Raw genomic sequence first — 18,200 nt, forward strand, 5'->3', positions numbered from 1 at the left:
GGGCACTGGGATTCACGAGTGAGACATCATCACTACGCTAGTCAGAACAGATCTTCCACTGACCATCTTCCTTAGTGAACAACATTGTCCCTGTCGAGGTTGCACCATTGAAGGTTGTATTCACTGATGCCGTAGCACGATGACCATCAACTTTGATATTCGAGATGTTGTTAAACTTTGGAATCGAGCCAGCTAGGTTCATCTTGTCGATGAGTTCATTAGGCAACGAGTTAATGTTCTCATCCGAGAACACTTCTGGGTGCGCAGCAATACGATCTTTACACGTATAGGCCTTCGTGCTTTCATAATACTGTCGCACAGTGCCTGATGTGTCACCATAATGACCTAGCGCATCTTTAATACTGGCAACGTCATCAGCGCTGCCAGTCTTCCCCTTGACCGGCTTCGGCCCACTGGAAGGAACCTCCTTTGAGTCCGGAACAGTCGGGATGTCAGCACCTAATTTCTTCCCATTATCAGCGTGATTATCGCCACCGCGATCCGCGTGCTCTGCAGACGGCGACGCCGCAGCAGACGACGATGCGGAAGGATTATTCGACGACGATGCACTCGACGAAGACTGCGTTGCTGTTGAGCTCTTCTTACCATCCGAGGACCCGTGTGAACAGGCCCCTAACGCCCCACACACTGATACAGCAATGACGACAGCCCCCCAACGGCGCACCTGCACGTGACGCGAATGCAACTTTCCGTCTCGATGAACCGTCGCATGCACACCATCAACATCTGACATAACTACATCTGGCACGACAAAGCTCCTTTATTCTTAAGAGAACGCGCCTATTCTACCCCTCTGTCAGCCAATATCCTCACGTTTCCCCAAGCTTCCAGGGTTCTCACAGTGTTTTATCACTTTCGAACGAAACACACATCCGGGTTATCCTTTACACATGCCGTTGACCATGTCGTCCATTTCACACCCGTCGGTGAGGCGAACATGCGCCTACCCCACGACACTGGGGCTCGACGAATGGCGTTCATATTTCAGGGACACTGCCAATGCCGGACTAAGACTAGAGGCCATTCTCAACGACATCGCCCCGCCCCCCTGCAAAGGAGACATCGGTCACCCCACGCTCGTCCCGCTCACATGCCTCCCTTACCATGGGAAATCATCATCACATCGTCCTTCTACACGACCCCGCATATCCATAAGATCAGTATCAACCATTACCGTCGATAGTCGATGTGCCGTTGCCCTAGGCTGCCAACATCGCTACCCGACCCCGTGCCTGAGTACAGTGGAGACCATCTTGACGCATTCACACACCGACGGTTCGCCGGAGATACATATTCCCGAGTCCACTACCGACTTCTCACACATCCAGCCCGACAAGGAGCCCACAGCCTCACACACTATTGTCACCATTCCGATCCTCGGTGGCACGGCCTATATCAGTGAGAGTGGAGTCACATTATCACGTTGCCCTGCAGCGCAGGTGTATCTTGCTGCGGAAACCAACATCGATCGCGATTCGATTCGTGGATGGTCAATCACTCCTCCTACTACCCTTCAGCCGGGATTTATTGATCTGTACTTAGACAACACTCCCGCTACACCACGGCAGAGTGCTCGGTTTACACCTCATGCTCTCCGGTTCCCCCCGACCACGTCGTCGGATTCGTCAATCATTGACTGTGCTGTCGATGCCCTCACTGCCATGCAAGCCGATGACCAAGAGGGATTACGCCGCATTGCTTACACGATGAATACCTCTGGTATCACTGCCCACAACTCCAGTGACGGCTCGGACGATGGTGGTCAATTAGAAATGCCGGTGGAGACGAGATCCACACCGAAGGGGGTGTCGCCGAGTGATTCATACCCACCATCATTTATTGCATTCGACGTCGAAACAGCAAATGAAGCACATGGATCGATCTGCCAGTTCGGCATCGTAGTCTTTCGGGACGGCGAAGAAACGGAATCTCACACATGGCTTTGCCAACCGCCATCTACATGGTCAGAATTCACTCCAGCAACCGTCGCCATCCATGGAATCAACGCTGACCACGTCGCTGAGGAGCCAACCTGCCGTGACCGATTGGAGCAGTTTAGCGCGCTGCTCCGCAAGGAACAGCTCCCCCTTGTCGCCCATAATGCCAAGTTCGATATGACAGCGTTACGGGATGCAGCCCGAGCAGAAAACGTGGACCTGCCAGATATCACCTTTGTGTGTACGTATTTGCTCGCTCGTGCTCTTCGCCCTGGACTTCCCAACTATAAATTGACGACGGTGGCACATGCGGCAGGTTCCCGCGCGTTCCGTCACCATGATGCGCTAGCTGATGCCCGAGCGTGTGGTGACATCATGCTGAACCTCTGCGGGGTCTCCCCTCACTGTAGGGAGTCCTCACATAGTGCCTATGAGGACATAGATTCCGCATCACGCCATCTTTCACTGACTGAGGTTGTCGATTCTGCTGGCTACACGTTCGGAACGGTACGAGACCAGTCAATCACGCTATGCCGCAAACCACGGACGTCCCGGTCAGAGTTGAGCCGGACGTCACGCCGTGGGCATGTCCAAGGAAAGAGGAACGAGGACACTCGAGGAACCACACATTGGGAGGCCGTTGCCACTCCGCGAGATGTCCCCGAAACTAACACCGACGCCGACACTGATGGCCCGCTATTTGGTCACAATGTCACACTCACTGGTGAGTTTTCCCCGCTGGACAAGGGACAGCTGTGGCAAGCGATCGCTCAGGCTGGTGGCATCGTTGGCAAGAATGTCACAAAAAAAACGACGCTACTCGTCTGCGGTGACTGGAATGGCACAACGTCAAAGCAAAAACGTGCTGAAGAATTGAAAGAAAAAGGTCAAAAAATTGACATTTGGAATCAGGCGCAGCTACTCGAGGCACTCGACCTTAATTAGAAGTAGACCAGGTACTTGATGATCACATTTGTTCTCGGGTGGTCGCCGTTGACAAGAAGCTGTGCTTTTTATCACATTATTCCACCTCCCAACGACATATCTGAAAATAATAATAATATGCTTGTTTGTTTTTGTTTTGGGCAGATATAGCATTCCCGCACGTCAATAAACCAATTTCCACCATCTGAACCATTGTTACCATCCATCACCTCCCACAATCTGCCCTCACAATTGCAAAAATACCCCACAAATGAGTGCAAATTTTTGTCCGTTCAGTGTTCATTCAGACATTTTCGGGCTAGCATAGAGCACGACAGATGATCTTCGGAACGCTGCGGAGAACGTCTACAAGAAATCGACGTTGCCCACGCTGGCGACACGAGAAGGAGTTGTAATGAACCAGGAGCAAGCCACTCGCATGATCGAGGCTGAGGGATTCATCGCCGCCCTCGACCAGTCCGGCGGATCCACCCCGAAAGCACTCCGTGCTTACGGAATCCACGATGACGCTTATTCGTCGGATGCCGAGATGTTTGACCTCGTCCACGCCATGCGTAGCCGTCTGATTAGCTCTCCCTCTTTCACATCCGACAAGGTTCTCGCCGCCATCTTATTTGAGATGACCATGGACCGCGAGGTCGAGGGCCTTCCGACTGCCCAGTACCTCTGGGAGAAAAAAGGTATCGTTCCGCTCCTCAAAATTGATAAGGGCCTTGCGGATAAAGAGAACGACGTTCAGATCATGAAGCCGATGCCTGACCTTGACAGCCTTCTGGATCGTGGTGTCAACAACGGCGTATTTGGCACCAAAGAGCGTTCCGTTATCCACGGCGCCAATGCCGAAGGCATTCAGGCTGTTGTTGATCAGCAGTTTGAGGTTGGCAAGCAAGTTCTTGCTAAGGGCCTGGTTCCCATCCTTGAACCTGAAGTCACCATCTCCATTGAAGACAAGAAAGAAGCAGAAGAACTGTTGAAGGCCGCCCTCCTGAAAGGGTTGGATGACATCCCTGAAGGGCAACAGGTCATGATCAAGATCTCCATTCCTACTGTAGATAACTTCTACGACGACCTCATCAACCACCCGAAGGTGATGCGTGTAGTGGCCCTCTCCGGCGGGTACGAACGCGACGACGCCAACGAACGCCTCTCGCGCAACAAAGGGCTCATCGCTTCGTTCTCTCGCGCGTTGCTCGAAGGACTGACCGCCGACCAGACACAGGAAGAATTCGACACCACCTTGGCAACAACCATTGATGGCATTTACAAGGCTTCTATCGCCGGCTAGCTCATCATAGGGAACGTGGGTGGCATTAACTGTCGCCCACTTTTCTATATCGCGTCAAGGGGTGGCCTTGATCACAAACCGCTCGCAGAGGGAACCACTCACCGACGCTATCGTCAGTACAAGATATGACAGGCGTACCGACACAAAATTCTCACATAGATCACTACCGACTGGAACTCCAACCCTTGGCTGGGGTGTCACAATATAGAGATGCACTCGTCCACCTTGGCGCCGGACTTGTAGCCCGCCTCATCGATATTGACGGAGTACCCATCGACCGAGACAGTCTACTATGTACGGCAAATCACGCGTGGGGCCGCGCCGCAGATAGCTTTCTCCAATCATTTTCTACCGATCGGGGTATACGGATCCACTACCGTAACCTTGATGCAATCATTCCCGGCACATCAGGGTGGGAGATCCGAACCCCACCCTTATCACCTCAAGCCGTCGACTCTCCACCCCCCACAGCCATAAACTCGACACCTCCTCTACCTACACAAGTCCTACCACACCGACAACACACTACGATCACCGCCCATACGTGGCTTAGCCACCCAATCCTTATGAGGACACTACGGAACTTTCTCCACAAGGAATGGACTCATTCCGCAGCGATTGGCTGCGCTCCCAGCGGAAATCTTATTGCAATCCCCATTACCGACAGCGCATCTCTCCGCCGCGCGCACACCTGGCTTCATCACCAGTGGACCGAGGATCATCATGATGTTTTCCGGCAATTATGGATAATCAGCAAACGCTTTCCAGAACCCTGGGAACACCCCCACCAGCAGGTACACGACGAGACTGTTACACAAAACGGGACTCGTCCGCCCCTGAACACACCTCCCTGCGACTACGGAGATGATATGACCCCAACCCCGAACGCACAATGGCCCGCTGCTATACCGGGGATTTAAAGATCCTCTCGATCTGGCACGACGGGAACGCGTTCAACTATTTAACTGGCTCCCCACACCACATGTAACTCGAACGACATATCCAGCCGGTATGGTGGCAGTGAGGTTGCCCCGACACCAGCCACACCCTAGTCAGGAAGGAACACCTTTTCACCGTTGTCCCACCTACACCGCAAGCGGTCCACAGACACCACCAGGCACACTGAGGCCCGCGCACGCTATGACGCCTGGATGGCTACCCACCCCGATGCTACTCAACAATTCGCCCGAACCATCGAGGACATCCTCGGAGATTCCGGCATCACTTTTGATGCGGTCACGGCCAGAATCAAAACCCTACCCAGCCTACTTAACAAGGTAGACAAGAAAACATCAGATGGCGAGTGGTTTATCCCCGGTGGGTTCGATGATGCCTACGACTTCATTGGCGTGCGCGTAACAACATTTCATTCCACCGAGATCCCAGAAATTCGTCGTGTCCTCGAACAACATTTCCACATCGACCGTGTCGTCGACAAGGCTGCTGAAACTCGCGTCGCTGGTGGCTTTGGTTACGGATCTCTCCATCTGATCTGCCGCATCCCGGATATTCCAGAAGACTCGACACATATTCTTATTCATGATTTGGCCGAATACTCAGGGCAAGTCATGGAAGTCCAAATCCGAACAGTTCTCCAACATGCTTGGGCTGAGTTCGAGCATGATATCCGCTACAAAGGGCCGAACACCGGTAGCGACCCCCGAATCGACCGGGCATTTACCCTTGCAGCAGGGCTCATCGAGCTAGCTGACCAGCAATTCGACCAAATCGCTGCAATCTCCAATCACAATCCTCGAGCAACAGACAGTTCTGATGACGCACCACTGTCTGCAGACATCCTTCCCGGAGTACTCACAGTCATTCTCGGACCACAATTCCCCCGGTCACGGAGTGAATACTATCGCTATGCGTACGCAATGTTGGCCGCGCATGAAATTAGGGATGTCGGCGGGTTACGCGAGCTGCTCTCCACTGATCTCGCTGAGGACGTGAGGAACGTCATGCACCCCGATTTTCCTCCCGGCCAAGTCAGGATGGTCGATGACGTCCTCCTCGCACGGTATGGTCGAGACCACATCAAAAAGACTGTGAGTATCGGGGATCATGGTGACACACGGTCAGGTCGCCTCGGCAACCGATGGAAAAAACTCCTCGACGCTGGCCTCGGTGCCGCACACAGGCCTGACAATTAGGGCTACATCCAGCATGATGGTTCAGGGACGTCGTCGCCCCCGCAACTCATCTATCTGACGACGCTCTTTCTTGGTCGGACGCCCCGCGCCGCGGTCCCGGCGCGGCATCGATGCCACGATCTCTCGTGATGGTGAAGGCGGCGAATGGTCGATGTAGCTTGCCTGCGCCAATGCTGCCCCTACACGTGTAGCGGGCGTGAGGACAACCGTGACGATATATTCACGATGATGGGACCACGCACGCACAGTGTCACCGGGGACGACCATTTGTGCAGGTTTCACCGTCTTTCCGTTAAGTTTGACGTGGCCAGCGCGGACAGCAGCCGTCGCGGCGGTTCGAGTTTTATAGAGGCGGGTTGCCCAGACCCAAATATCGAGGCGGACTGCCGCCGTGGTGTCGTGATGGTGGTTGACCATACCTGTCATCCCATGCGTCCTAGGTTTCGCTCCATATTAAGCCATTGTCATAGGGCACGAAAAGCCCTTGTGTCAGTTCAGCAACCGCCGCTACCGCATCATCCGCTTGCTGTGGAGCGACGGCGACACCGATCCGTGCGATGTTACCGATATGAGCATCGATCTTGCCCTCCTCGGACGTGTTGTTGAAGGGGTAGAGGCGGGCCTTCGCTGGTGCGCCGACCCCATAGGCCGTGGGTTCGACTGCCCACCCGTCGCTGCGGAGCCCTGCCTCCACGCGTCCAACGTCAGCAATGGGGAGCACGATGGCAAGGTGTCGCATTTGTCGTCGTATAGCAGTAGGAACTGTTGGGAGCGTGCGGCACACGGCCTCGGAGTAGGCGCGAACGAGACCTCCTGTCCCTAATTTGGTTCCCCCAAAATAGCGAACAACCACGGCACACACGTTGCTCACACCGGACTCACGGAGGACGTTAAGCATCGGTTGTCCAGCGGTTCCTGCAGGTTCGCCATCATCAGAGGAACGCTCTATAGGCATGGCCGGTCTGCTTGTATCTTCTGAATTGTCACTGTCGGCTTTTGATATCGCACGGGTGATAAAGGCGCTGCAATGATGACGAGCATCGGGGTATGCTTTACGCATATCAGCAACGTGCCCGCGTGCAGCATGTTCTGAATCAGCACGCCTGAGGTGACAGATAAACCGGGAGCGCTTAACCTCCAACTCAGTGGAATAGTCCTGGTTATCCCTGGGAATAGTAAATGACGGCTGATGGCTCATAGGGGCTCATTGTAAAGGTCCGCCCCAATACTCCGGGGACACGCCCTGTCAAGGGATTATGATCAGTCCCCCATCACAGAGGCATCGTCAACCGCGTCATCGTCGTCTGTCTACGCCACCATACCGGCTCCCATCGCGGCTTTGAGGTCTCCCATCAACGACGTTGAACGATCTACCCGTAAATGACTACCCAGGACCATCATAGTGGAGTTAGATCCGTCGACAAGGGTGAGAAAGACATCGGAATCCCCCTTGTTCGCCAGCAAGACTTTCTTGAGTCGAGTGATGTTGTCGAGGGTGCACTGGTCAGTACGCAATTTCAGTTTCAGTGGACTCCCCTTACCGCCGCCACTGGCACTCAAGTCTGCTTGGGTAAGATCATCACAGAAGACGCTCATCCGGTCATCGCGGTACTTAATATGCGCTTTGACCTTGATAATTGTATCCTCCACGATCAGTGGAGCAACCAACGCATACAGCTTGTTGAAAACGAGGATCTCTACCGATGCGCCGTTATGATCTTCAATCGTGACGATAGCCCATGGTGATCCGTCTTTCTTTGAGAACCGGCGATCCACAGCGGAAATAATCCCACCGATGACAATCTCCTGCTTGTCCTCCAGTTCACCCGACAAAACAGCCGTAAGTGGGGTATTTGTTTGAGCGGCTAAAGTCTCCTCATATCCGTCGAGAGGATGACCTGACACATACAGGCCAAGCATCTCACGTTCCAGAGCCAACTTATGCTTACGGTCCCATTCTTGATCAGGAATATCGATAGAAAACGCTGAATCTTCATCAGTAATTTCCCCGCCAAACCCAGCGAAAAGGTCGAATTGTCCTTTATCAGCAGCCTTTTTGGTGGAAATCACAGAATCTACTGCATCCTCGTGAACCAGATATAACCCTTTGCGCGGGTGCTTCATGGAATCAAAAGCCCCGGCTTTGATTAATGATTCCGTGACTCGTCGGTTACACGCAATCGTATCAATCTTGTTCAAATAATCGGTGAAATCTTTGAAGGCTCCTTTTTCCCTTCGGGTCTTGACAATCGACTCCACCACATCTTCACCAACGTTACGGACTGCACCAAGACCAAAGCGTATGTCTTCACCGACTGACTGAAATGTGAACTTTGACGAATTCACATCAGGCGACAAGACGTCAATACCAAGATGACGACAGTCGGATAGATAGATTGCAGATTTATCCTTCTTATCCGCCACAGAGGTCAGAAGTGCCGCCATATATTCAGCAGCATAGTTTGCTTTCAGATACGCAGTCCAGAATGACACCAACCCATACCCAGCAGCATGGGACTTGTTAAATGCGTAGCCAGCGAACGGCAAAATAACTTCCCACAAGGTGTCAACAGCGTCAGCCGAGTAGCCATTCTCTTTCATTCCAGCTTCGAAGCTGACGCGTTCCTTGGCAAGAACTTCTGGCTTCTTCTTCCCCATAGCCTTACGGAAGCTGTCGGCCTGACCGGCAGAGTAATTGGCAACCTTTTGAGAGATCTTCATGATCTGTTCCTGGTACACAATCAAGCCATAGGTCTCGGCCAGAATTTCCTGAAGTGGCTCTTCCAGCTCGGGGTGGATGGGTGTAATCTTTTCCCGCCCATTCTTGCGGTCAGCATAGGACCAGTGCGCCCCTACCCCCATCGGACCAGGTCGATACAGGGCTAGCGCCGCAACGATATCGGAGAATTCGGTGGGAGCCATGCGTTTCAACAACTCGCGCATGCCACCACTATCCAATTGGAACACGCCAAGAGTATCTCCGCGCGACAACAACTCGTAGGTGGGAGCATCGACAACAGATAAGCCCTCCAGATCGAGGTCTTCTCCCCTGTTTTCCTTGATGTTGTCGATGCAATCGCCGATCACCGTCAGGTTCCGAAGGCCCAGGAAATCCATTTTCAACAAACCGATGGCCTCACATGCTGGGTATGGCCAGCCGGTGATGATCGCACCATCCTGGGTGCGTTTCCACATGGGGATGTGATCTAACAGGGGCACCGATGCCATGATGACGGCGCAGGCGTGGACGCCAGCCTGGCGAACAACCCCTTCGAGACCACGAGCGGTATCAAAAATCTTCTTTACGTCGGGGTCAGTTTCGATGAGCTGACGAACCTCAGCAGCTTCGCCATATCGTGGATGATCCGGATCGACAATCCCAGACAGAGGTATATCTTTGGCCATGATCGGCGCAGGCAGAGCTTTTGTAATGCGCTCCGCCATCTGGAAGCCCGGCTGCCCATAGTGCGCACGAGCAGAATCCTTCAGGGCTTGCTTGGTCTTCACGGTACCGAAGGTGATGACCTGGGCGACTTTATCCTCCCCCCAGTTGTCTGCCGCATAGCGAATCATTTCACCACGGCGGCGATCGTCGAAGTCAATATCAATGTCAGGAGCCGACGGACGTTCAGGGTTTAAGAATCGTTCGAAGAGCAATCCGTGTTGCAGGGGATCAATATTCGTAATCGTCAGTGCGTAGGCGACAAGGGAGCCCGCCGCCGAACCACGCCCCGGCCCGACCCGAATGCCAACTTTCCGGGCATGTTTAATGAGATCGGCAACAACGAGGAAGTAGCTGGGATAGCCTTTGAGATCAATGACACCAATCTCATACTTAGCCCGGTCCATATATTCCTGAGGGACGGGGCCACCATCGAACCGCTGCTTCAACCCTTCCTCCACCTCATGGGTGAGCCACGAGGTCGGGCTATGACCATGAGGCACATCATATTCGGGCATACGGTCATGAGTGTGGGGCTCCCAGATTTCACCGTAATCGCCAACACGCTCGGCAATGAGCAACGTGTTGTCGCACCCGCCGGGGACCATATCGTCCCACACATCCCTCATTTCACGAGCCGACTTCAGATAGTAACCATCACCGTTAAAGGCAAAACGATTACCACCTTGGTCCAAAGTCGGTTCGTTCATCGTTGAGCCTGTCTGAACGCACAACATCACCTCATGGGAACGAGCCTGGTCTTTAGTGACATAGTGGCAGTCGTTTGTCACCAACGGTGGGATACCAAGCTTCCGACCAATCTCCAACAGCTCGTTGCGGACACGCTGCTCGATTTCAATGCCGTGATCCATAAGCTCGAGGAAATAGTTGTCTTTTCCATAGATGTCTTGCCATTTAGCCGCAGCTTTGAGCGCTTCATCATAGTGGCCAAGGCGGAGGCGAGTCTGAACTTCACCGGAGGGACATCCGGTCGTCGCAATGATCCCCTCGGAATGCTCAGCAATCAGTTCAGCATCCATACGGGGCCACTTACCAAGCTGTCCTTCATAGGACGCCATCGATGATAAGTAAAAGAGATTTTTCAGGCCGGTCGCATTCTCCGCGATCATCGTCTGGTGCAAATATGCGCCCGATGCCGACACATCATCCCGCTTCTGATGAGCTTCGCCCCACCGCACACGCTTCTTGTTGAAACGAGATTCAGGGGCCATATAGCACTCGATACCAATGATGGGCTTGATATCGTTAGCTGTCATCGCACGATAGAACGCATCAGAACCAAACATATTACCGTGGTCAGTCATGCCGACCGCCGGCATATTTTGCCGTTTAACTTCGTCCACCAAGAGATCAACCTTGGCCATTCCATCAAGCATGGAATACTCAGTGTGGTTGTGCAAGTGGACGAAGGAAGAATTGGCCATGGTCGCGATCATAGGGGGCATTTGTGACGGGGTCGAGTGAGCTGGTCAGGGCGTTGTTACAACGACGCCGAAGTGATGGTTCAAATTCTCTGAAAAACAGTGCGCTCCGCCTATTTAAGGGTTAATGTGACTGCTATCACCGCAAGGTTAGACGTAGAGAAAGTAGAATCCCCATGACGCCATCACAGCCAACATCATCACAGTCATCACGTGTATCCTTACCCAAATTCTCGACAGTTCTGACCATGGCAAAACGACGAGTGTCCTCAGCGATCTCGGTGGCCGAGAGCGTGACAGGGCGAGCCAAGGAGAGCGGAAGCGTCGTCGTCGACACCGTAAAAGAAGGTTTGCGTGCCCGGACACCGCACACTGGCGTTTATCACAACAACGTCGGGGTCCCTCAAAAAGTCAGGAAAGCCATCGCCCAACATAGTGCTCCACTGACCGTTCTCGATTTGGATGCTTTCCGGGCCAATGCCCGCGACATGGCGACCCGCGCCCACGGCACACCCATCCGTGTCAGCAGTAAATCTCTGAGAATGCGAAAAGCCATCACCGAAGCGCTCGCCCAACCTGGCTTCTCTGGTGTACAAGCATATTCCCTTCGCGAAGCCATATGGCTCGCACAAGAGGGCGTCACCGATGACATACTTGTGGGAGCTCCATCGACGGACAAAGACGCGCTTCGTGAAATCGCTCACAGTGAACACCTCGCACGCGTCATTACATTAACCGCAGACTCACCTGAGTACCTGGATTTTATCGACGCCATCACAGATCCTGAGACACGCAACGAGCTACGTATCTGCTTAGATGTCGATGCGGCACTTGTCATTGGCCGCGGCATGTATATCCCCGGAATTTCGTCAGGTGAAGCAACAAAGCTGTGGAACAACCAGGCCACTGACAAGGATTTTTCCCTTCGAATCGGTGCACTTCGCTCGCCAATTCATGGAATTCAGGACGCACAGTCCTTTGTGAAAGAGGCAAGTGAACGTAAGAATCTCAAGGTCGTTGGAATCCTCGCCTTCGAGAGTCAAATCTCTGATGAAGGCGATGCCGGACCTGGTATGAGGCAAACTATGCGTCGGATTATGCAGACGCTTTCTCGCGGTGAGATCGCAAGTCGCCGACACGAAATTGTTCATGGGGTCGACTTTGCACTGATGTCTGCAGGCAGGGACCAATTGGAATTCGTGAATGGTGGTGGCACCGGCTCATTAGAGTCCACAAGCGCGGAAGACTGCGTAACCGAAATCGCCGCCGGATCGGGACTCATTGGTCCTGGGCTCCTCGACCACTTCCGATGCTTCCAACCTCACCCGGCCTGCTGGTTCGTGCTCCCTGTCATCCGTCGGCCAGGAAAAGGAATCATCGTTGTTGCTGGCGGGGGACGTGTCGCATCTGGGACGCCCAGCCACGACAAACTTCCCGCTATCGACTTTCCTACACAGTTAAAATTTGCCCCGAGGGAAGGAGCCGGGGAAGTACAAACTGCCCTCATTGGACCAGCTAGCGATGGGTTAGCTATCGGCGACAAAGTATGGCTTCGACACGCCAAGGCTGGGGAAGCCATGGAATGGACCAACTCGGTCCTCGTCGTCTCCAACGGAGAAATCGTCGACACTTGGACAACGTATCGAGGTGAAGGATTCGCCTTTTAATCGCACGACGGTGACGGCTACTTCCGATTCCCCGGCCGTCACCGTTGCCCGTGCCACTACGACACTGCTTGAACGTGGTTTTTTCGTCGACGGGAAACGATGACTAAATCGGCAACAAAGAACCCGACGCTGATCCAAATGGTCGCAAACCCTACCCAACGGCCAACACTAAACGACTCGTGTACCACGAATACAGCCCATATCATCTGAAGCACTGGGGAAAGATACTGGAGCATTCCCAGCGACGTTAACGAAATACGCTGGGCAGCGTACCCAAAGAGCAGCAACGGAATGGCTGTGACAATGCCTGCTGTCATCAACAGCGCAGTGTGTGCCCTCCCCACTGAGGTAAACGTTCCCAGGTGTCGCTGACCCAAAATAGATAAATAGATCACTGCCACTGGAGCAATGCACAATGTTTCGCAGGTCAAGGAAATCATTGGGTCGAGCGGAACACGCTTTTTGAGCAACCCGTATAGCCCAAAACTAAAGGCCAAGGCCAAAGAAATGACAGGCGGGTGCCCCAAGTCCACCGTGAGAACAATAACCGCCCCCACAGCAATACCGACCGACAACCACTGCAACGGGCGGAGGCGCTCCGACAAGAAAAAGACGCCAAGCAGAACACTCACAAGTGGGTTGATGAAGTACCCTAAAGCCGCATCGGCAACATGATGGGAATTAACCGCAACAATATATGTTCCCCAATTCAACGCAATCAGCACAGCCGCCGCTGCCACGGTGATCCACGTCCGCCCTGGGATGATAATCAACTTTCTCGCTTGGCCAGTGACAACCACAATCACAAGCATAAAAACAAGGGTCCACACAAACCGATGAGCCAAAATTTCTAACGGCGAAGCCGGCTTCAGCAGCGGAAAGAAACCAGGAAAGAGACCCCACAACATGTAACAAGCCCAAGCCCATATCACATGAATGATGGTAGCTCACAAGCTCTCATCTTTCTTACATAAGCCTAGGCACGATGTTCGGACCACGCGCTCATAACCACGACTATCGTGGGTGTCCCTCACCCCCTGCGTTATCTGGATTACGCACTCCTATGCGCCCCCATACGGCATCAGATGGGAGTGCCTCCACAGAAAATGTTCGGATCCGGATCGCTCGAAGCTGGTCCAACGTCCCATGCACAACAACCCCGGGGATCTGCACCTCAGGGAGGTGATCATCTGCGTTCTGGGTCCACTTCATCTCATTAGCGAATAAGCGTTCCAACGGATAACCAGACGTCGGGTTTGGTATTCCAGATACAACCCCCGAGCCTACTAACACGGACCCCACTCGCACTTGACTATCACTCAAAGCTTCCGCAGCTTGTGCCGATGTAGCTGGCGGATTGAAAGTCACCAGTGCCCAGTGTTTGTTGTTGCTCTCCAGACTCTCAGAGTGAAGAGTCGCATCAGCACGCGCTTGATACTGCGCCATCGTTTCATTATCTGGCCCCAACGTATCGCCATTAATCCCCATCGGTGCGGCTGTACTATCCGGTCGGACCATAAGGATAATAAAAACAGTAATCAGCAACGCTCCTGCTACAAGGGCAGCAACATTCCACCACATATTCCACGATCCAGTAGCGTGCGCGACCGTCACTCTCGATCGTGATCTCGCGTCCACCGATGACAATGGTGAGCGCGACCGTGGCCCCGTCGTTCCCCAGTCAATACGGCCTCCCGGCCGTGGGCCCCTCGACGACACCGAAGAATACGACTGCACGCTGGGTCGAACATACCGATCACGGACCGCACGCCCCGCCCCCGGGTTCCACGGCGACCTCGCCTCAGGGGGCGAGGACTTTCGACGACCCTGGCTGCTATGTTTACCCATCAAGCATTCCGTTATCCCGACGAAGCGTCGTTAAAGCGTGATCCAAATCAGTCGGGTATCGGGATTCTACGACCATGTCGTGCCCATCAGGATGGGTAAAGCCCAAAGAAACTGCGTGCAGCCACTGACGTGACAGCCCTAAATGCGTGGTTAAGATTGGATCTGAACCATACATGGGATCCCCGCAACATGGATGGTGCAACGCCGAAAAGTGCACACGAATTTGATGGGTCCGCCCCGTTTCAAGATGCACGGACACCAACGTTGCCTCGCGGAATGCTTCCATTGTCGAATAGTGTGTGATTGCCCGCTTACCGTCTGACCGAACAGCAAATTTCCATCCCGCGCCAGGATGTCGAGCTATCGGTGCATCAATGGTGCCCACTGTCGGATCTGGATGTCCCTGAACAAGGGCATGGTAGGTCTTATCAACCGTGCGATCACGAAAAGCCTGCTTAAGAAGCGAATACGCACGTTCTGACGCAGCCACAACCATCACGCCGGACGTGCCCACGTCCAACCGTTGAACAATCCCCTGACGTTCTGGAGGGCCTGACGTTGATACACGGAACCCGGCAGCACGTAAACCCGAGGTCACTGTTGGCCCGTCCCACCCCATGGTCGGGTGAGCTGCCACCCCCACCGGCTTATCAACAACGATGACATCGCTATCGCTATACAGAATATCCATGCCCTCAACTTCACGAGCAGGTTCATCGGCCATCGATCGTTGCTCTGGCAGAGTGACGTCCAACCACGAATCCGATGTCAAACGATCAGACTTGGCGACAGGAACACCGTCGATCAGGATATCGCCTGACGATGCGAGATCAGCGACAACTGTACGTGATAGGCCAAGCAACTTCGACAAACCAGAATCGACCCGGAGGCCATCTAGCCCCACAGGAACAGGCATGCGCCGAGAATCACGCATATTTCACTCACCTACCTATTATCGTACTTCCCTCTGTTTACCACCGAAGAGAGCTCCGATCACATAGATCACCACGCCGATGGTGATTGCCGAATCTGCCACGTTAAAAATGGCGAATCGTCCCACCGAAATGAAATCGACCACATGCCCCACACCAAAACCGGGGCTCCTCAATAGACGATCAATAAGGTTTCCCAGGGCACCACCACCAATGAGTCCGTACCCCACGAACTCCCATCTATGCCTCATTCGTGACGAACCCAGCACGACCGCAATCACAGCAGCAGCTTGAATCACGGTAAAAAGCACCGTCGCATCACTCCCCATGCTGAAAGCAGCACCAGAATTGCGAATGAGATACAACCGAAAACCAGGAATGATCGTATACGCATGCCCCGGCATCAGCACCGCAACAAGAAGCGACTTCACCGCTTGGTCACCAATCGCGACTATCGCCACGATGCTTAGAACAATCCACCGATTCACGCAGACCATAGTAACGGGCGCCTCATTTACCCGCGCTACTACGCCGAGGAGCACCTGTCAGTACCATGAAGTTCGTGAAATCAAAGCTCCGTCGAATCGTCGCTGCAGGAACCGCCGTCGCCGTGCTCTTTATCACCGCGTGTAGCTCGAAGGATAGCAACAACGCGACACACCACGACGCTGCCACAGTGAACCTCGAGGCTACCGTCATCACTCTGACAAGCCCGGGAGCTCACCCTCAGTCGATACTGAAATACAATCTTCATGATTCTGTTCAACGCGGAGTCATGGACATCACCCAGGGATTTAGCCAAGATACCACTACTTCTAATACCGATCTTAGACTTGACTCAACAACAATGTCGCTTCCGTACACCGCTCACGGCGACACCATTACTGTTGGAAAGCCCACTGGGTCCAATGCCACACTTAACTCCGATATCGCGACTGCTGAAGGTTTCAGGCTAAAAACCAACAAATCTGCCACCGGGGTGACATCCCAAGCCACATTCACCGCGCCGACACAGGCATCGCCCACCGCCCGTGCGTCAGTGGAACGCGCTCTTACTCAATACCTATCAACTCCGGTAGTCTTTCCCACCGACCCCATTGGAGTCGGCGCCCAATGGGATGTTCGCGTCAAGGTTAATGATCCCTCCCCTGCGGTAAAAACAATCACCTACACGCTAAAAAAACACGAGGGTACCTCCGTAGTCCTCGACGCAACTATCCATCAGCGTTCCAGTACCAGGTCTTTATCTCTCTCAGAAGCACCAAACGCTCCCTTAAATGCGAAGGGATCCCTTGATATCAAGGACTCCACGACCACTACCGATGCCGGGACCTTGCATATCAATCTCTCCACCCCACTTCCTGTCGCCGGCACACTCGACAGCACAACAACAACGACGTACGCCGCAAACACAAAAGAATCGTCGGACCGCCCCCCCAGCATCAACCCCGCCGCACCCGGACACGGCCCAATAAGCGACGAGGTCCCGATCGTCCAGAAGAATAAACGTGCAATCACATGGAAGTAGACCGTCTAAAAATGCCACCATCACAATCCGCCGCCCCCGACTGTCAGCCGTCGCCTCACTCGGAGACACCGTCGCCTCACATCGTGGTCTTGGGTACCGGAGGAACAATCTCATGTACCCATGACGCCACCGGAGCTCTCGTACCAACCCTGTCGACAACGGAGCTCCTCCAACCAGTGGCGCACCGTTTCGACATCGACGTCATCATCGAACCCCGAGATATAGCCCGGCTCGATAGTTCATCAATCACTTTCGACGACTATGACACCATCAATGCCGCCATCGTTGATGCTCTCAGCGATCCTCACGTCACTGGGGTTATCGTCACTCATGGGACCGATTCCATGGAAGAGTCAGCCATGGCGGCCGATATTATCCACAATGATCCTCGCCCTGTCATCTTCACTGGCGCGCAACGCCCCGCCGACGATCCAGAAGCTGATGGCCCGGTCAATCTCTTCGATTCCATTGTTGTTGCTATGGATGCTTCCGCCCGCGATATCGGCGTCCTTATCGTATTTGGTCATGCTGTTATCCCAGCCCGTGGCGCGATGAAATGGCATACATCTGATCCCCTCGCATTCGCCACCAATGCCCCCGACGAGTCTCCACGCCCGCGCCCACTCCCCGCTGTCACCTTCGCTGGACATCGCGTAGATATCATTCCCGCCTACCCGGGCGCCGATGCAACACTCATTCATGCCGCTATCGCCGCTGGTGCGGAGGGCCTTGTCATCGAAGGCATGGGTGCAGGCAACGTGGGCGACGTTCTTGCTGATGCCATCACATTCGTGACTGAGCAAGGAACCCCTGTCGTCATGACTAGTCGCGTTCCACGAGGAGAAGTTAGCGCCCAATACGGTGGTGCGGGAGGTGGTCTCACGCTTACCCGCAAAGGCGTTATCGGAGCACAGTGTGTTCATGCAGGCCAGGCACGCGTTATCCTTGCAGCTGCTATCGACGCAGGCGTTTCCCCGCATGCCCTTTTTGATGTCTAACC

General features: G+C 53.9%; 14 protein-coding genes. 6 read left to right on the top strand and 8 right to left on the bottom strand.

Annotation, left to right across the window (positions count from 1 at the left end; translation table 11 throughout):
• Nucleotides 1–37 precede the first annotated feature (37 nt).
• The gene (locus V5S80_RS07550) at nt 38–769 is read right to left on the bottom strand and encodes a hypothetical protein (RefSeq protein WP_395170155.1); all 732 of its coding nucleotides are present in this window, start codon (nt 767–769) and stop codon (nt 38–40) included.
• Between the two features lie 505 nt (nt 770–1,274).
• Between V5S80_RS07550 and V5S80_RS07555 the strand changes: the two genes are divergently transcribed.
• From V5S80_RS07555 to V5S80_RS07565, 3 genes are all read left to right on the top strand, one after another.
• A complete protein-coding gene (locus tag V5S80_RS07555) occupies nt 1,275–2,903 on the top strand; it encodes an exonuclease domain-containing protein (RefSeq protein WP_395170156.1) in 1,629 nt (542 codons plus the stop codon).
• 394 nt (nt 2,904–3,297) lie between these two features.
• Entirely contained in the window at nt 3,298–4,188 is an 891-nt protein-coding gene (locus V5S80_RS07560; protein ID WP_395170157.1) for a fructose bisphosphate aldolase, read from the top strand.
• A gap of 1,076 nt (nt 4,189–5,264) precedes the next feature.
• Complete coding sequence (locus V5S80_RS07565) at nt 5,265–6,341, top strand: GTP pyrophosphokinase family protein (protein ID WP_395170158.1); 1,077 nt, start codon at nt 5,265–5,267, stop codon at nt 6,339–6,341.
• Between the two features lie 21 nt (nt 6,342–6,362).
• Here V5S80_RS07565 and V5S80_RS07570 read toward each other — a convergent pair whose 3' ends face one another.
• The 3 genes from V5S80_RS07570 to dnaE all read right to left on the bottom strand — a co-directional run bounded on the left by V5S80_RS07570 (nt 6,363) and on the right by dnaE (nt 11,228).
• A complete protein-coding gene (locus V5S80_RS07570) occupies nt 6,363–6,767 on the bottom strand; it encodes an RNA-binding S4 domain-containing protein (RefSeq protein ID WP_395170159.1) in 405 nt (134 codons plus the stop codon).
• Between the two features lie 10 nt (nt 6,768–6,777).
• Nucleotides 6,778–7,539, bottom strand: coding sequence for an IMPACT family protein (locus V5S80_RS07575; RefSeq protein WP_395170160.1), 762 nt, complete (start codon nt 7,537–7,539; stop codon nt 6,778–6,780).
• 110 nt (nt 7,540–7,649) lie between these two features.
• A complete protein-coding gene (gene dnaE / locus V5S80_RS07580) occupies nt 7,650–11,228 on the bottom strand; it encodes a DNA polymerase III subunit alpha (protein ID WP_395170161.1) in 3,579 nt (1,192 codons plus the stop codon).
• 245 nt (nt 11,229–11,473) lie between these two features.
• Between dnaE and V5S80_RS07585 the strand changes: the two genes are divergently transcribed.
• The gene (locus V5S80_RS07585; RefSeq protein ID WP_395170162.1) at nt 11,474–12,892 is read left to right on the top strand and encodes an alanine racemase; all 1,419 of its coding nucleotides are present in this window, start codon (nt 11,474–11,476) and stop codon (nt 12,890–12,892) included.
• Between the two features lie 56 nt (nt 12,893–12,948).
• Here the strand turns inward: V5S80_RS07585 and rarD are convergent, their stop codons facing one another.
• From rarD to lspA, 4 genes are all read right to left on the bottom strand, one after another.
• Nucleotides 12,949–13,824 carry an EamA family transporter RarD gene (gene rarD, locus V5S80_RS07590; protein ID WP_395170163.1) on the bottom strand — a complete coding sequence of 292 codons (876 nt, stop codon included), beginning with the start codon at nt 13,822–13,824 and terminating at the stop codon, nt 12,949–12,951.
• Nucleotides 13,825–13,906: 82 nt separating this feature from the next.
• Nucleotides 13,907–14,740 (bottom strand): hypothetical protein, encoded by an 834-nt coding sequence (locus tag V5S80_RS07595; protein WP_395170164.1) that lies wholly within the window; start codon nt 14,738–14,740, stop codon nt 13,907–13,909.
• Nucleotides 14,733–15,674 (bottom strand): RluA family pseudouridine synthase, encoded by a 942-nt coding sequence (locus tag V5S80_RS07600; protein ID WP_395170165.1) that lies wholly within the window; start codon nt 15,672–15,674, stop codon nt 14,733–14,735. The genes V5S80_RS07595 and V5S80_RS07600 overlap by 8 nt, the downstream gene beginning before the upstream one ends.
• Nucleotides 15,675–15,692: 18 nt before the next feature.
• On the bottom strand, nt 15,693–16,169 hold the full coding sequence (lspA, locus tag V5S80_RS07605) for a signal peptidase II (protein ID WP_395170166.1): 477 nt from the start codon (nt 16,167–16,169) through the stop codon (nt 15,693–15,695).
• Between the two features lie 56 nt (nt 16,170–16,225).
• Between lspA and V5S80_RS07610 the strand changes: the two genes are divergently transcribed.
• Entirely contained in the window at nt 16,226–17,200 is a 975-nt protein-coding gene (locus V5S80_RS07610) for a hypothetical protein (protein WP_395170167.1), read from the top strand.
• An 11-nt stretch (nt 17,201–17,211) separates the two neighbouring features.
• Nucleotides 17,212–18,198, top strand: a complete 987-nt coding sequence (locus V5S80_RS07615) for an asparaginase (RefSeq protein ID WP_395170168.1) — start codon at nt 17,212–17,214, stop codon at nt 18,196–18,198.
• Nucleotides 18,199–18,200 lie beyond the last annotated feature (2 nt).

The sequence above is a fragment of the Corynebacterium sp. PCR 32 genome, from assembly GCF_037464985.1.
Classification (GTDB): Bacteria; Actinomycetota; Actinomycetes; order Mycobacteriales; family Mycobacteriaceae; genus Corynebacterium; species Corynebacterium kroppenstedtii_D.

Bases quoted from the DNA above. Each gene is read 5' to 3' on its own strand.
- V5S80_RS07615 (WP_395170168.1), top strand. From the start codon at position 17,212: ATGCCACCATCACAATCCGCCGCCCCCGACTGTCAGCCGTCGCCTCAC.
- V5S80_RS07560 (WP_395170157.1), top strand. From the start codon at position 3,298: ATGAACCAGGAGCAAGCCACTCGCATGATCGAGGCTGAGGGATTCATC.
- lspA (WP_395170166.1), bottom strand. From the start codon at position 16,169: ATGGTCTGCGTGAATCGGTGGATTGTTCTAAGCATCGTGGCGATAGTC.
- V5S80_RS07585 (WP_395170162.1), top strand. From the start codon at position 11,474: ATGGCAAAACGACGAGTGTCCTCAGCGATCTCGGTGGCCGAGAGCGTG.
- V5S80_RS07595 (WP_395170164.1), bottom strand. From the start codon at position 14,740: ATGGGTAAACATAGCAGCCAGGGTCGTCGAAAGTCCTCGCCCCCTGAG.
- V5S80_RS07570 (WP_395170159.1), bottom strand. From the start codon at position 6,767: ATGACAGGTATGGTCAACCACCATCACGACACCACGGCGGCAGTCCGC.
- V5S80_RS07610 (WP_395170167.1), top strand. From the start codon at position 16,226: ATGAAGTTCGTGAAATCAAAGCTCCGTCGAATCGTCGCTGCAGGAACC.
- dnaE (WP_395170161.1), bottom strand. From the start codon at position 11,228: ATGGCCAATTCTTCCTTCGTCCACTTGCACAACCACACTGAGTATTCC.
- V5S80_RS07575 (WP_395170160.1), bottom strand. From the start codon at position 7,539: ATGAGCCATCAGCCGTCATTTACTATTCCCAGGGATAACCAGGACTAT.
- V5S80_RS07600 (WP_395170165.1), bottom strand. From the start codon at position 15,674: ATGCGTGATTCTCGGCGCATGCCTGTTCCTGTGGGGCTAGATGGCCTC.